Annotated in this window: 14 protein-coding genes; 9 read left to right on the top strand and 5 right to left on the bottom strand. The window is 70.1% G+C overall.

The window, feature by feature from the left end:
• Window positions 1–42: 42 nt before the first annotated feature.
• Window positions 43–1,230 carry a DUF418 domain-containing protein gene (locus AB0B68_RS06020; protein ID WP_357258106.1) on the top strand — a complete coding sequence of 396 codons (1,188 nt, stop codon included), beginning with the start codon at window positions 43–45 and terminating at the stop codon, window positions 1,228–1,230.
• Between the two features lie 9 nt (window positions 1,231–1,239).
• Entirely contained in the window at window positions 1,240–2,331 is a 1,092-nt protein-coding gene (locus AB0B68_RS06015; protein WP_357202152.1) for a winged helix DNA-binding domain-containing protein, read from the top strand.
• Here the strand turns inward: AB0B68_RS06015 and AB0B68_RS06010 are convergent.
• The 4 genes from AB0B68_RS06010 to AB0B68_RS05995 form a co-directional block, all read right to left on the bottom strand.
• The gene (locus AB0B68_RS06010) at window positions 2,328–2,783 is read right to left on the bottom strand and encodes a DUF5990 family protein (protein ID WP_357202149.1); all 456 of its coding nucleotides are present in this window, start codon (window positions 2,781–2,783) and stop codon (window positions 2,328–2,330) included. The genes AB0B68_RS06015 and AB0B68_RS06010 overlap by 4 nt on opposite strands.
• Window positions 2,784–2,797: 14 nt before the next feature.
• Window positions 2,798–3,400 (bottom strand): TMEM175 family protein, encoded by a 603-nt coding sequence (locus AB0B68_RS06005; protein WP_357202146.1) that lies wholly within the window; start codon window positions 3,398–3,400, stop codon window positions 2,798–2,800.
• 68 nt (window positions 3,401–3,468) lie between these two features.
• Window positions 3,469–3,996 carry a pyridoxamine 5'-phosphate oxidase family protein gene (locus AB0B68_RS06000; protein ID WP_357202144.1) on the bottom strand — a complete coding sequence of 176 codons (528 nt, stop codon included), beginning with the start codon at window positions 3,994–3,996 and terminating at the stop codon, window positions 3,469–3,471.
• Between the two features lie 264 nt (window positions 3,997–4,260).
• A complete protein-coding gene (locus tag AB0B68_RS05995; protein WP_357202141.1) occupies window positions 4,261–4,665 on the bottom strand; it encodes a nuclear transport factor 2 family protein in 405 nt (134 codons plus the stop codon).
• 67 nt (window positions 4,666–4,732) lie between these two features.
• Here AB0B68_RS05995 and AB0B68_RS05990 point away from each other — a divergent pair, with 67 nt between their 5' ends.
• The 5 genes from AB0B68_RS05990 (at window position 4,733) to AB0B68_RS05970 (ending at window position 10,511) form a co-directional block, all read left to right on the top strand.
• On the top strand, window positions 4,733–5,269 hold the full coding sequence (locus AB0B68_RS05990; protein WP_357202138.1) for a helix-turn-helix domain-containing protein: 537 nt from the start codon (window positions 4,733–4,735) through the stop codon (window positions 5,267–5,269).
• 111 nt (window positions 5,270–5,380) lie between these two features.
• A complete protein-coding gene (locus AB0B68_RS05985) occupies window positions 5,381–6,082 on the top strand; it encodes a DUF4396 domain-containing protein (RefSeq protein ID WP_357258104.1) in 702 nt (233 codons plus the stop codon).
• A gap of 197 nt (window positions 6,083–6,279) precedes the next feature.
• On the top strand, window positions 6,280–8,895 hold the full coding sequence (rph, locus tag AB0B68_RS05980) for a rifamycin-inactivating phosphotransferase (RefSeq protein WP_357258102.1): 2,616 nt from the start codon (window positions 6,280–6,282) through the stop codon (window positions 8,893–8,895).
• 26 nt (window positions 8,896–8,921) lie between these two features.
• Window positions 8,922–9,842: a class A beta-lactamase gene (bla, locus tag AB0B68_RS05975; RefSeq protein WP_357258100.1), complete on the top strand. Its 921-nt coding sequence runs from the start codon at window positions 8,922–8,924 to the stop codon at window positions 9,840–9,842.
• Between the two features lie 39 nt (window positions 9,843–9,881).
• On the top strand, window positions 9,882–10,511 hold the full coding sequence (locus AB0B68_RS05970) for a VOC family protein (protein WP_357207992.1): 630 nt from the start codon (window positions 9,882–9,884) through the stop codon (window positions 10,509–10,511).
• Between the two features lie 58 nt (window positions 10,512–10,569).
• Here AB0B68_RS05970 and AB0B68_RS05965 read toward each other — a convergent pair whose 3' ends face one another.
• Window positions 10,570–11,484: an SDR family NAD(P)-dependent oxidoreductase gene (locus AB0B68_RS05965; protein WP_357258098.1), complete on the bottom strand. Its 915-nt coding sequence runs from the start codon at window positions 11,482–11,484 to the stop codon at window positions 10,570–10,572.
• A 100-nt stretch (window positions 11,485–11,584) separates the two neighbouring features.
• Here AB0B68_RS05965 and AB0B68_RS05960 point away from each other — a divergent pair, with 100 nt between their 5' ends.
• Both AB0B68_RS05960 and AB0B68_RS05955 read left to right on the top strand, forming a co-directional pair.
• Window positions 11,585–12,250 carry a TetR family transcriptional regulator gene (locus AB0B68_RS05960; RefSeq protein ID WP_357207986.1) on the top strand — a complete coding sequence of 222 codons (666 nt, stop codon included), beginning with the start codon at window positions 11,585–11,587 and terminating at the stop codon, window positions 12,248–12,250.
• Between the two features lie 56 nt (window positions 12,251–12,306).
• Entirely contained in the window at window positions 12,307–13,191 is an 885-nt protein-coding gene (locus AB0B68_RS05955; RefSeq protein WP_357258096.1) for a S41 family peptidase, read from the top strand.
• Window positions 13,192–13,249: the final 58 nt, after the last annotated feature.

Raw genomic sequence — 13,249 nt, 5'->3', positions numbered from 1 at the left:
AGCACTTCCCGGCAGCGGGCCGCGCTCCGGAGGCTGGACACCATGAATGTGACCCGGCTCGACCCACCGGGCGACGGCCACCCACAGCCCTCGCCCGGGGACACCCTCGCCCGCATCACCGTCGTGGACGCACTGCGCGGATGCGCGCTGCTGTTCATCCTGCTGGTGAACATCGCGTTCTTCAGCTCCGGCTACGACTTCCACCTGGTCGACGACCCGACGCACGGCGCGGCGGACGTGCTGATCGCCGGCGCGGTGGAGCTGTTCTTCGCGATGAAGGCCTACCTGCTGTTCGCCTTCCTGTTCGGTTACAGCTTCACCCTGCAACTCGACTCCGCGGCTCGACGCGGAGCGGCGTTCCGCCCGGCGTTCCTGCGCCGGCTCTCCGGGTTGTTCGTTCTCGGCGTGCTGCACGCGGTGTTGCTGTTCCACGGCGACATCCTCACCACGTACGCGCTGCTCGGTCTCGTGCTCCTCGCGGTCCGGCGGATCGAGCCCCGCACCGCGCTGATCGCGTCGGCAACCATCATCGGCGGCATCGCCGTGGTGGTCGGGGTCGCCGCGGTCCTCGGCGCCACACTGGTTCCGGACGAGGCCGCCGCGCTCGGCGCCGGTGCGCGTTCCACGCTGGCTCTGGGCGGCGGCTTCGACGATGTCGTCCTGGAGCATCTTCGGTCGATGCCGGCGATGATCGGTGGCCTCGCCGTGCAGGGGCCGCTGGCGTTCGCGGCGTTCCTCGTCGGCCTCGCCGCCGGCAAGCAGCGGCTCCTCGCCACCCTGCCCGCCCATCACGACCTGCTGCGCCGGTGCGAGAAGGTGGGGTACCCGATCGGTCTGGCCGGCGCGGTCGTGTTCGCGGTCGGTGGTTCCACCGCGAACCTGACCGGACTGATGGTCAGCATCGTCACCGCGCCGTTCCTGGCCGCCGCCTACGCCGCGACCCTGCTGCGCCTGTTCACGCGGCGGCCGCGCCTCGCGGACGCGTTCGCGCCCGCCGGGCGGATGGCCCTGACCAACTACCTGGCCCAGTCGCTGGTCTGCGTGCTCGTCTTCACCGGCCTCGGGTGGGGCCTGGTCGGCCGCACCTCGCCGGCACAGACACTGCTGATCGCACTGGTGATCTTCGCGGGGCAGCTGGTGGTCAGCGCGTGGTGGCTACGGCGGTTCCGGTACGGCCCCGTCGAATGGGCGCTGCGCGCCTGGACCCACCGGGCGCGCCGCCCCAACTAGGGTGCTGACATGGTCGATCGGCACCAGGTGATGAACTTCCGGGTCCGGGCCCAGCAGCTCGACCGCGACGAGGGCACAATCGCCGACACCGCCGTCCTGGACCTCGGGGTGCAGAACACCGGTCCGGACGGCGCGCGGTGGGCGCTGGCGGTACGCGGGGTCGACGTGACCGCGTTGTCCGACACCGATCTGGTCCTGCTGTGGACGGTGCGGGGCGCTCCCCACCTCTACCGCCGGGCCGACGTTGCGAAGGTGGCGGCGGCGGTCGAACCCAACTCCTCGGCCGACGCGGGCAAGCGCATCTACGACGCCGCGAAACCGTTGAGGGCCGCCGGCATCGACACCCTCGCGGCCCTGGACGAGATCGCCGACCGGATGCGTGCCATCGTCAGCACGCCCACGGTCAAGGGGGACGTCTCCGGCCGCCTGGCCACCATGCTGCCCGAGCCCTATCTGCGGTTCTGCCGGCCCTGCGACGCCACGCACCTCTACGAGATGCCGTTCCGGCTCGCCGCCGTACGGGCCGGAGTGGAGCTGCAGCTCGACACCTCACCCCCGGTCCTGCGGCGCATCACCGGGTTCAGGAAGGCAGCCACGGCGGGTGACCGCTTCGACCTCATCCGCGCCTATCTTCGCCTGCTCGGTCCGGCCACCCCGAAACAGGTCGCCGACTACCTCGACTCCCCCGTGAAGGACGTGAAGGCGCACTGGCCCGACGACGTGATCGAGGTGACGGTCGACCGTGAGGTGCGCTCACTACTGGCCGCCGACGAGGAGGCGCTGGAGTCCGCCGACGGCACTGTCACCCGGCTGCTCGGCCCGTTCGATCTGTTCCTCCAGGCCAAGGACCGGGCGACGCTGGTGCCGGACGCCACCCACGCCAAGGAGCTGTGGCCGGTGTTGGGTCGCCCCGGCGCCGTCCTGGTCGACGGCGAGCTGGTGGGCACCTGGCGGCCCCGCAAGTCCGGCAGGACGTTCACCGTCGCCGTCCAGCCGTGGCAGCGACTGTCGGACGCCACGCGCAGGGCCATCACCGCGCAGGCCGAACGCCTCGCCGCGTACCGCTCCGTCTCCCTCAGCGGCGTCGACTTCGGCAGCTAGTCGGCTACTCGCTCCACCGTCCACGCGATGGCGGGCGAGTGCACCCGAGCGCAGACGGGCTCACCGGCGGCGTCGGTCAACCCGACCCGGCCGACCAGCGTCCCGTTGCCCTCGTGGGCAGCGCGCAGCAGCTCGGTCGGCACGTCGGTGAACATCAACTTCGCTCGTCGGAACATGGCGAAGCCGTCAGGGGTCACCGCGCCCCAGCTCAGATAGAGAAACCGCGCCCCGGGGCGGCCGTGCACCCAGGGGCCACCGACGTCGAGCGCACCGTCGACCTCACGGCTGGACACCTCGAAGGACCAGGTGGCGCTGGCCGCGTCGGCCGGGACCTGATCGACCACCTCGGCCTTGCGCTGAACCCCGACGTGTACGTTGCCCCGCCGCAGCGCGTCGGCCTCCGCACCGGGACGCTGACCTGGGAGATCGCTGCCGTCGATCCGGATCCGCATGGCACCGACTCTAGTTAGTCGGCCGGTTGCCCGGCGGTGTCGTCCTCGCCGTACTCGCCGCGGATGGGCAGGTAGTAGGCGGGCAGGAACCCGGCGATGATGGCGACGCCGGCGATCGGCACGAACGCGCCGACGAGGATGCCGGAGCCGATCCAGACCAGCGCGAGCGCGAACCGGCGACCGATGGCCCGCGCACCGATGGGACCGAGGCCGGGGTCCAGCAGTCTGGCCCGCCGAAGGTGCGCCCACACGATGTTGAAGAGAGCCGCCGCCGTCCACAGTGTGCCGCCGTAGACGACGACCGACGCGCGCAGCCCCTGCTCCGCGCGCAACGCGTCGGCGAGCAGCGACGTGGAGAACGGCAGGAACGCGATGACCATCAGGAGCAACGTGTTGAGGAACAGGACCCCTCGGTCGACGTGCCGGACGCGGTCGAACATGACGTGGTGATTCACCCACACCTGCCCGATGAGCAGGAAGCTCAACGCGTAGGCCAGGTACGACGGCCACAGCGCACCGAGCCCCTGAACGAGGCGCTCGAAGTCGTCGGGCGGTTGGATCTCCAGCACGAGGAGCGTCACGGCGATCGCGAAGACACCGTCGCTGAAGGCCAGCAACCGGCCCGGACTACGGGTGAGCCGTAAAGTTTCCCTTTTGGGAGGCACGTAGCGAATTATGCAATAAATCAGCTTCCGTCATTGACGGAGCGACGCCAGAACTGGCGTGGCGCAAAACCTTCACGTCGCAGCCAGTGCTCGGTGTAGACGATCCGCTCCGCCTCGACGACCACGAGTGTGTCCTCGGGTGGCTCGGACAGCGCCCGCCCCTGCTCGGCGTGCTCGTTCTCCCACCGAACCGCTTCCCAGTAGTGCGCGCGGTCCGGATGCTGCGGCGCAAGCACTCTGGCCGTCCCGAACAGTTGGGCGCCGCGACTGCTGGCCAACCCGACCAGCGGCGCGAAGATGCCGATGGACACGCGCGGGTCGGCGGCGATGTTGCGGATCTTCGGAGACCGTGGCGCGGCGGTGAAGAGCACCGCGAAGCCGAGCGGGTAGTACCGCACCGGGGTGGCCAACGGCCCGTCCGGCCCTGTGGTCGCGAGCACGCACATGTTCTGCGACGACAACAGGTTGAGCAGGCGCTCCTCAAGCCGTTCACGATCGAGCCGCTTGGCTGGTGTGGGCTCCGACAGCCAGGGATTCGTCAACGGCATACGACGTCCTCGATCATGGCGAGCACCTTAACCCGCGTGACCCGCCGTCAAGATCGGCAGGTCACGCCGTACGCCGTTCTGCGCAGGTAGGTCTCGGCCAACTGGCGAAGGTGTGTTCCTCCAGCAGGGCGATGCTCCCGGGCGTGTGGCCGACAGCAGTTCGTTGACGTGCGGTTCCGAGACCCGGACGACGTCGCCGTCCACCTCGACCCGCGTGTACCAGTCGACCATGACCGAGAGTGTGCCAGCGCGGAGATGCCTCTTCTATCCCTGACCGACGGCCTGAGCGATGGCGAGGGTGTGCTGGTACTCGCGCCAGTGGGCCAGTTTGCCGCCCCGGGTCCGCAGCACCCCGATGAACGGCGCCGAGGCGGTCAGCCCGGTCGCCGTGTGGGTGCCAACCAGTTCGTATTCGACCACGATCACCTCGGGATCAGCGGTCTCGTGCAGGACCACGTTGCGACAGTCGTCGAACCGGACCGGGAACATCGCCCTGCCGGCCTGCGTGTGTTCAAGGACCTGCTGCTTCCCTTCGATACGGGTAGGGCGGCCGGGTGCGGCAAACGGCGTCTCGAGCACCACGTCGTCGGCGAGCGAGTCGGCCTCGTAGGTGGGCAGGTTCGCGAGCCACCGGGCGCGCATGCTGTCGAAGATCTCGCTTGGTGTCACGTCGTCCTCCTGGATAATGAGTCATGACTCGACTTATCCGTACGAGAATAATGAGTGGAGACTCACTTTGATAGAGGGTTCGCCGCTTCGTGCCGACGCGCAGCGCAACCGGGCGCGCATCCTCGACGCCGCCGAGGCGATCTTCGCCGAGTTCGGTACCCGTGCGTCCACCGAGGAGGTGGCCCGCAGGGCCGGCGTTGCCATCGGTACGGTCTTTCGGCACTTCCCCACCAAGGACGACCTGCTCGCCGCGATCATGAAGCGACTGCTCGCGCAACTCGTCGAGGAGGCCGCAAAACATGACCTCTTCACGTTCTTCACCCACCTGGTGGCGCAGGCCGCCGCGAAGAAGACCGTCGTCGACCTGCTCGCCGGGTCCGGGGTGGACATCCGGCTTCCCGACGCGGTGAGTCACCTGGAGGAGGCGGTGGGCAGGCTGCTGGAGCGGGCGCGAGCCGCCGGAGCCGTCGCCGACTCGGTACGGCTACCCGAGACGATGGCGCTCCTTACCAGCCTGTGCCAGGGCGCTCTGCACGGTGGGTGGGACCAGCAGTTGCAAGCCCGAACACTCACGGTCGTCTTCGCCGGCCTGGAGCGCGACTGACCACAGCAGGCGGGGCCAGCACCGCTCCGGCACGAGGGCCGGGAACGCCCGAACCGCCAATCCCGACGAGTACGACATGAAAGACTCGCCCGGCTGGCGGAAGGGGCGGGGGTGCAACCAACCTGGCTCGTGGCGCTCTCCTGGGCTTCGCTCGCGGTCGGCGTCGTCAGCTTCACGGTAGTGCTGGCCGACACCTATCTGCGCGGGCACCGTCAGCCGGTCCGGGTCATGGAGATCGTCTGGTTGGTGACCGTCCTCTACATCGGCCCGGCCGCCGTCCGCCTCTACTGGAACTGGGGCCGGCCCGAGGCGTTCTCTCGACGGCGGCAGGAGGGGCAACCGCAACGGCCCCGTCGGGGCATCGTCGTGACCCACGTGTCCCGCTGTGGCGCGCACTGCGCTCTCGGGTTCATCGTCGCCGAGGTCGCCCTGTACGCCGTGAGATCCGACCCGGCCGAGGACCCGCTGTGGGTCGACTACGCCAGCGACTACCTGATGGCGGTGACGATCGCCGTGCTCTTCCGGTACTTCGCCGGGCCGGGTCGCAGCCTCGGAAAGGTCTGGCACGCGCTGTCGAACGTCGGCAGGATCGAGCTGCTGACCATCACCGCGTTCGAGGTGGCGCTGTTCGCGTGGCTGACGCTCGCCCATCGGGTGGTCCTGCCGGAGCCACCCCTGCGACCCGACAGCGCCACGTTCTGGTTCGCCGGTCAGCTCGGGCTGATAGCTGGCTTCATAGCGGCCTGGCCCACCGCCTCCTGGCAGCTCGACCGAGGGCTGAAAATCGAGCAGCGCCGACTTTCCTACGACTGAGCGGGGGTCCGATCCTACGACTGGGAGGGAGCCCGGTCGGTCGCCGCCAAAAACAAACGGCAAGGAGACCACTCTCCCTGCCACTTCTAACGTATACCGCACCTGGGGGCTTGCGGCAAGACCCCGGTCGTGGCGCAGAATCGGCGGCCGGACCAGCACAAACGAGGTAACGGGGGCGCGACGTGGGTGTGTTGTCGATGGACGGGGACCGCAGCGACCGGGCACCACTGTTGGATCTTCGAGAGGTCGACGAGACGCAGGTGTCGGTGGTTGGCGGCAAGGCCGCGCACCTGGGCGCGCTGTCCCGGATCGACGGCATCCGGGTGCCGGCGGGGTTCTGCGTGACGACGGCGGCCTTCCGGAAGGTCATGGCGCAGACGCCGTCGATCGACGATCGGCTCGATCAGCTGTCGCGGTTGAGCCCGGACGACCGGGAGGCGATCAGCACGCTCAGCGCGGAGATCCGCCGCAGCGTCGAGGAGACACCGGTTCCGGGCGACCTGGCCGCCGCGATCACCGGCGCGCTCGCCCGGTTCGGCGAGCAGGCCGCCTACGCCGTACGGTCCAGCGCGACGGCGGAGGACACGCCCACCGCGTCCTTCGCCGGCCAGCAGGACACCTACCTGAACGTGGTGGGGCCGGAGGCGGTCCTGCGGCACGTCAGCCGGTGCTGGGCGTCACTGTTCACCGAGCGGGCCGTCATCTACCGCCTGCGCAACGGCATCGACCACCGCACCGTTCAGATGGCTGTCGTCGTACAGCGGATGGTTCTTCCGGATGCCTCCGGCATCCTGTTCACGGCGGACCCGGTGACGGGCAACCGGAAGGTCGCGACAGTCGACGCCAGCTTCGGCCTCGGCGAGGCCCTGGTGTCCGGTCTGGTGAACCCGGACGTCTTCACGGTGCGCGACGGCGAGGTGGTCGCCAGCACGGTCGCCGCGAAGGAGCGTGCCGTCACCGCGCTGCCCGGCGGCGGAACGCGGGAATTGGAGATCGACCCCCAACGGCAGGAGCAGCCGGCGCTGACGCAGGCTCAGGCGCTGCGCCTGGTGCGGCTCGGGCGACGGATCGAGGCGCACTTCGGCCGCCCGCAGGACATCGAATGGTGCCTGGTCGACGACGACTTCCAGATCGTGCAGAGCCGGCCGATCACGACGCTGTTCCCCGTCCCGGCGGCCGACGACCAGGAGAACCACGTCTACCTCTCGGTCGGTCACCAGCAGATGATGACCGACGCCATGCGGCCGTTGGGGCTCTCCATGTGGCAGCTGACCGCCATGGCCCGGATGGTGGCGGCCGGCGGGAGGTTGTTCGTCGACGCCACCCGGCTGTTGGCCTCCCCCACCAGCCGCGCCGGCTTCCTCAAGATGGCGGGGCGCGACGATCCGCTGATGCGCGACGCGTTGGAGACCCTGCTCGACCGCCGGGACTTCGTTGCGACTCTGCCGGACCAGGCCGGCCCGGGTGGGCCGACGACCGGTGGCCCGTCCACCTCGGGCGAGGCCGACCCGACGATCGTGACCGAGCTGATCGAGCGCAGCGAGGCGTCCATCGCCGCCCTGCGACGCGACATCGCGACGGTGACCGGTACGGCGCTGTTCGACTTCCTGCATGAGGCGTTCCAGGAGCACAAGCGGGTCCTCAGTGATCCGTTGAACATGCGGGCGATCATGGCGGGCATGGAGGCCACCTGGTGGCTCAACGACCGGCTGCACGAGTGGCTGGGCGAGAAGAACGCCGCGGACACCCTCACCCTCTCCGCCCCCGGCAACGTCACGTCGGAGATGGGGCTGGCGCTGCTCGACGTCGCCGACGTGATCCGCCCGTATCCGGAGGTGGTGGCGTTCCTTCAGGACGTCGCGCACGACGACTTCCTCGACGAGCTGCCGAAGGTCGCGGGCGGGGCCGAGGCGCGCGCCGCCATCGAGGCGTACCTCGATCGGTACGGAATGCGCTGCGTCGGCGAGATCGACATCACCAGGCCACGGTGGAGCGAACGCCCCGCCACGCTCGTGCCCGTACTCCTCGACAACGTCAAGCTCTTCGAGCCGGGCGCGGCCCGGCGGCGCTTCGAGCAGGGCCAACAGCGGGCGCGGCAGCAGGCGCACGAGGTGTTGACGCGCCTGCGGGCGCTGCCGGACGGGCAGCAGAAGGCCGACGAGACCGCGCGGATGATCGACCGGGTGCGGGCCTTCATCGGCTATCGGGAGTACCCGAAGTACGACATCGTCAGCCGCTACTTCCTGTACAAGCAGGCACTGCTGGCGGAGGCCGAGCGGCTGGTGCACGCCGGGGTGCTCGCCGAGCCGGAGGACGTCTTCTACCTCACGTTCCAGGAGTTCCACGAGGTGGTCCGCACACACCGGGTGGACGCCGCGCTGATCCGGCAGCGTCGCGACGAGTTCCGGGCGCAGCAGGCGCTCACCCCGCCCCGGGTGCTGACCTCCGACGGCGAGGTCATCACCGGCGCGTACCGACGCGACGACCTGCCGGCCGGTGCCCTGGCCGGTGTGCCGGTGTCCGCCGGGACTGTCGAGGGACGTGCCCGCGTCATCCTGGACATGGCGCAGGCCGACCTCGAAGCGGGTGACATCCTCGTCACGGCCCACACGGACCCGAGCTGGACGCCGCTGTTCGTCGGCATCGCCGGCCTGGTCACGGAGGTGGGCGGGTTGATGACGCACGGCGCGGTGATCGCGAGGGAGTATGGCCTGCCGGCTGTCGTCAGCGTGCTCGACGCCACCCGGCTGATTCGCGATGGGCAGCGGATCCGCGTGCACGGCAGTGACGGGTACGTCGAGATCCTGCCCTGACCGACGGCACCCGCAGGAGGAGTGACATGGCGTTCCCGGTCCGGCGTCTGGCGACAGTGGTGGCCACGGCGGTGACAGTGGTGTCGCTGGCGGGGTGCGGCGGCGGCAACCGCGACTCCACCGAGGCGCGGACGACGCCGAGCCCGGAGGTGACCCTCGCACCGTCGCCGGCCGCCGATCAGGAGTTCCCTCGGCTGGAGGAGCAGTTCGGGGCGCGGCTGGGGATCTACGCCGTCGACACGGGCACCGGTCGCACCGTGGAGTACCGCGCCGACGAGCGGTTCGCGTACGCCTCGACGTGGAAGGCCCTCGCTGCCGCCCAGGTGCTCGACGGCACCACCGACGCCCAGTTGGACCGGGTGGTGCGGTACCCGGCTCGGGACCTGGTGGCGCACTCCCCTGTCACCGAGAAGCACGTCGGCGAGGGCATGAGCCTGCGCGCCCTCGCCGACGCCGCCGTGCGCTACAGCGACAACACGGCCGGCAACCTGCTGCTGCGCCACCTCGGCGGGCCGGCGGGGTTCGAGTCGAAGCTGCGCGCGCTCGGCGACACGGTCACCGAGGCGGCCCGCTACGAGACCGCGCTGAACGAGGGAACACCGGGCGACAAGCGGGACACCAGCACCGCGCGGGCCCTGGCCGGCGACCTGCGGGCGTACACAGTGGGGGTTGCTTTGGAACCGGCGGACCGCGACGTGCTGCGCGGCTGGCTGCGGGGCAACACCACCGGCACGGCGCTGGTCCGCGCCGGGGTGCCGGCCGGCTGGGTGGTCGGGGACAAGACCGGGACCGGCGGGTACGGCACCCGCAACGACATAGCGGTGATCTGGCCGCCCGACCGGACCCCGATCGTGCTGGCGGTGCTGTCCAGTCGCGACACGAAGGACGCCACCCCCGACGACGCGCTCATCGCCCAGGCCACCCGGGTGGTCGTCGCCCAGCTGTGAACGCCAGGAGGCAACACCGCCGATGTTAGGTTCGCCGACATGACTGCGCAGATCACTGCCGCGCATTTCCACGCGGCCGACGGGGTCGAGGACTGGCGCTCCCTCTACCACCTGGTCTCGGCCCACTTCCCGACCGGCTCACTGGCCGAGGGCATCGCGCTCGTCGACGAGATCGGCCGGCTCACCGACGAGACCCAGCAGCAGTACCTCAGCGTCGACCTGCGCGCCACCGGCGTGTCAGTGAGCCTGGCTCGGCGCGACATCGCGTTGGCGCGGCGGGTCTCGGCCGCCGCCAAGGAGCTGGACATCCGCGCCGATCCGACCGCCGTCCAACTCGTCAACATCACCCTCGACGCACTCGCCAGCGCGGACGTTCTGCCGTTCTGGCGGGCGCTGCTCGGCTACCGCCAGATCGGCGAGGACCACCTGTTCGATCCGTTACGGCGCGGCCCGGGCTTCGGGTTGCAGCACATGGCCGAGGCGCGCCCACACCGCAACCGCATGCACCTCGACATAGCTGTCCCGCACGATCAGGCGGAGGCTCGCATCGCCGCTGCCCTGGCCGCCGGCGGCCGCCTGGTGTCCGACGCGCACGCGCCCATGTGGTGGGTCCTGGCCGACGCCGAGGGCAACGAGGCCTGCGTCGCCACCTGGGTCGGCCGCGACTAACAGGACCCGAACTAAGCGCGGGCAGTCGCCCGGGCCACGCGCCCACCCTTTGGCGCGGTCACGCCGCGACGGCTGCCCGGCCCAGCGGGAACCGTACGCCGGTGAGGTCTTCCGAAACAGCCCAGAGGCGTTGCTGCACGCTCACGTCGTAGGAGTCGGGGCTGGAAGTGACAAGCCTCGGGTAGCCGCGCGTCTCACCGAGGCCGTCGGGGCCGTAGTACTGCCCGCCGAGGACGGACGGGTCGGTGGCGGCCCGCAGGATGGGCAGCGCGCCGGCCGACGGGGACTGGGTGATCGCCGGAGCGAGCCAGGTGATCGGTCCGCGGACGAGCGCCGGGGAGTTGCGCATCAGCTCGGTGTTGGAGACGCCGGGGTGTGCGGCCACCGCGACGGTGGTGCCGTGCGCGGTGAGCCGGCGCTGCAACTCGTAGGTGAACATCAGGTTGGCGAGCTTCGACTGGCCGTAGGCGACGACCCGGCTGTAGGAACGCTCGAACTGAAGGTCGTCGAAGTGGATGGCGGCGCGGATGCGGTGGCCGACGCTGCTGACCGTGACCACTCGCGAGCCGGGCACGGGCAGCAGCAGGTCGAGCACCAGGCCGGTGAACGCGAAGTGGCCCAGGTGGTTGGTGCCGAACTGCATCTCGAAGCCGTCGCGGGTGCTCTGCTTCGGGGTGTACATCACGCCGGCGTTGTTGATCAGCAGGTCGATCCGCGGGTGGGTGGCGCGCAGGCCCGCCGCGGCACCGCGCACCGACTCCAGCGAGGTCAGGTCCAGTTCCCGTACGGAGACATCGCCGTTGATGCGGGCGGCGGCCGCCTTGCCCTTCTCCGTGTCGCGTACGGCCAGCACGACCGACGCCCCGCGCTCGGCGAGCCGCCGGGCGGTCTCGAAGCCCAGCCCGGTGTTGGCGCCGGTGACCACGGCCACCCGGCCGTCCTGGCGCGGAATCTGCTGCTCGGTCCACTTCATTTCAGGCTCCTTAGGTACCGCCGGTAACTTATGCCTGAACGGTAATGTACCGCCGGTACGCTGTCAAGGGACCGCCGGTACCTAAGATAGGGTTGGTGTCATGACGTTCCAGCGGGCGCGCAGCGAGGAGCAGCGTGAGGTCCGGCGCCGGGCCATCCTGGAGACGACCTCGGCGATGCTCGACGAGATGCCGGTGGCCGAGGTGACCCTGAACGAGCTGAGCCGGCGGGTCGGCCTGGCCAAGACGGCGGTGCTGCGCTATTTCGAGTCCCGCGAGGCGATCCTGCTCGACCTGCTGGACGACCGGACGGCGACCTGGCTGGCCGAGCTGGAGCAGGAGCTGGCCGACGGTGTCGACGTGAGCCGGCCGGCGATGGAACGGGTGGAGCAGACGGCCGACGTGCTCAGCCGTTCGCTCGCCGCCCAGACGGTGCTCTGCGATCTGTTCGGCGCGCAGGGCGGGGTGCTCGAACACAACGTCTCGGTCGAGGTGGCCCGCCGGCACAAGCGGGCCGCACTGGGCAAGCTGGCGGTGATGGCCGGCCTCGTCCGGCGGCACCTGCCCGAAGCCGGCGACAACGCCGAGCTGTTCTGCCTGAACGCTTTGATCATGGCCGGCGCGCTGTCCGCCTACACCTCGCCGCCGCCGAGCCTGCTCGCCGTCTACGAGTCCGAGCCGGCGCTCGCGGTCCACCACGTCGACCTACGGACAGCCCTGCGGGTCGCCATCATCACGTCGCTCGTGGGCATGCTGCCGCGCTCCTGAGTCGCTGCGCGGAATTCGCTGGTCTTGACGCTGTTCGCGGTCTAGCGTTCCCAGCCGTGCTCTCACACGAAGAGGTAGTCGGACAGGCCCTGGATCGGATCAGGGCGGGCTACGTCTTTCCCGAGAAGGTCGCTGATATCGACGCCGCGATCCGACATCGTCTCGCGGCGGGCGAGTACGACGGCCTGGACGGGCCGGCGCTCTGCGAGACGGTCACCGCTCATCTTCAGCAGGTGTGCCCGGACAAGCATCTGCGGCTGTTGTGGTCGGACCAGCCGCAGTCGCTTGATCCAGCGGACGAGGACGGCGGGCGGGCGGCGTTCCTCGCGCTGCTCAGGGCGGAGAACCAGGGCATCCGCAGGGTCGAGCACCTGGACGGCAACGTCGGGTTCATCGACGTGCGGCGCATCGCGTACGCCGACGAGGGCGCTGCCGCGATCGGCGCGGCCATGCAACTGGTCGCCCTCAGCTCCGCGCTCATCCTGGACCTGCGCGCCTGCTCCGGCGGAACACCGGAGGGAGCCGCGATGTGGTGCAGCTACTTCTTCCGCGACGACCAGGTGCACCTCAACGACTTCTACGAGCGGTCCACCGGCGCCACCCGCCAGTTCTGGACGACCGCGCACCTTCCCGCGCCGCGCTACGCCGACCGCCCGGTGTACGTGCTGACCAGCGCGACGACGTTCTCCGGGGGCGAGGACGTGGCGTACACCCTTCAGGCGCACGGCCGGGGCGTCGTCGTCGGTGAGACGACACGCGGCGGCGCGCATCCCACCGCCCGCCACCCGGTCACCGAACACATCCTCGTGACCGTGCCGACCGCCCGCACCATCAACAGCGTCACCGGCACCAACTGGGAGGGCGTCGGAGTGATCCCCGACGTTCCCGTCCCGGCGGACCAGGCACTCGACACCGCACTCAAGGCCATCGCCGGCGCATAGGCGCGGCTGCCGTTCGCGCGAACCGTGGGACTCGGGTCGACCCGAGCCCCACGTTCGT

This window comes from Micromonospora sp. NPDC049049 (assembly GCF_040649115.1).
Lineage (GTDB): Bacteria > Actinomycetota > Actinomycetes > Mycobacteriales > Micromonosporaceae > Micromonospora.
This window is presented reverse-complemented; position numbering and strand designations above follow the sequence as displayed.

What these genes read in the sequence shown, in the direction of transcription:
- AB0B68_RS06020 (WP_357258106.1), top strand. Translation starts at nt 43, where the DNA reads ATGAATGTGACCCGGCTCGACCCACCGGGCGACGGCCACCCACAGCCC.
- AB0B68_RS06015 (WP_357202152.1), top strand. Translation starts at nt 1,240, where the DNA reads ATGGTCGATCGGCACCAGGTGATGAACTTCCGGGTCCGGGCCCAGCAG.
- AB0B68_RS06010 (WP_357202149.1), bottom strand. Translation starts at nt 2,783, where the DNA reads ATGCGGATCCGGATCGACGGCAGCGATCTCCCAGGTCAGCGTCCCGGT.
- AB0B68_RS06000 (WP_357202144.1), bottom strand. Translation starts at nt 3,996, where the DNA reads ATGCCGTTGACGAATCCCTGGCTGTCGGAGCCCACACCAGCCAAGCGG.
- rph (WP_357258102.1), top strand. Translation starts at nt 6,280, where the DNA reads ATGGACGGGGACCGCAGCGACCGGGCACCACTGTTGGATCTTCGAGAG.
- bla (WP_357258100.1), top strand. Translation starts at nt 8,922, where the DNA reads ATGGCGTTCCCGGTCCGGCGTCTGGCGACAGTGGTGGCCACGGCGGTG.
- AB0B68_RS05970 (WP_357207992.1), top strand. Translation starts at nt 9,882, where the DNA reads ATGACTGCGCAGATCACTGCCGCGCATTTCCACGCGGCCGACGGGGTC.
- AB0B68_RS05965 (WP_357258098.1), bottom strand. Translation starts at nt 11,484, where the DNA reads ATGAAGTGGACCGAGCAGCAGATTCCGCGCCAGGACGGCCGGGTGGCC.
- AB0B68_RS05960 (WP_357207986.1), top strand. Translation starts at nt 11,585, where the DNA reads ATGACGTTCCAGCGGGCGCGCAGCGAGGAGCAGCGTGAGGTCCGGCGC.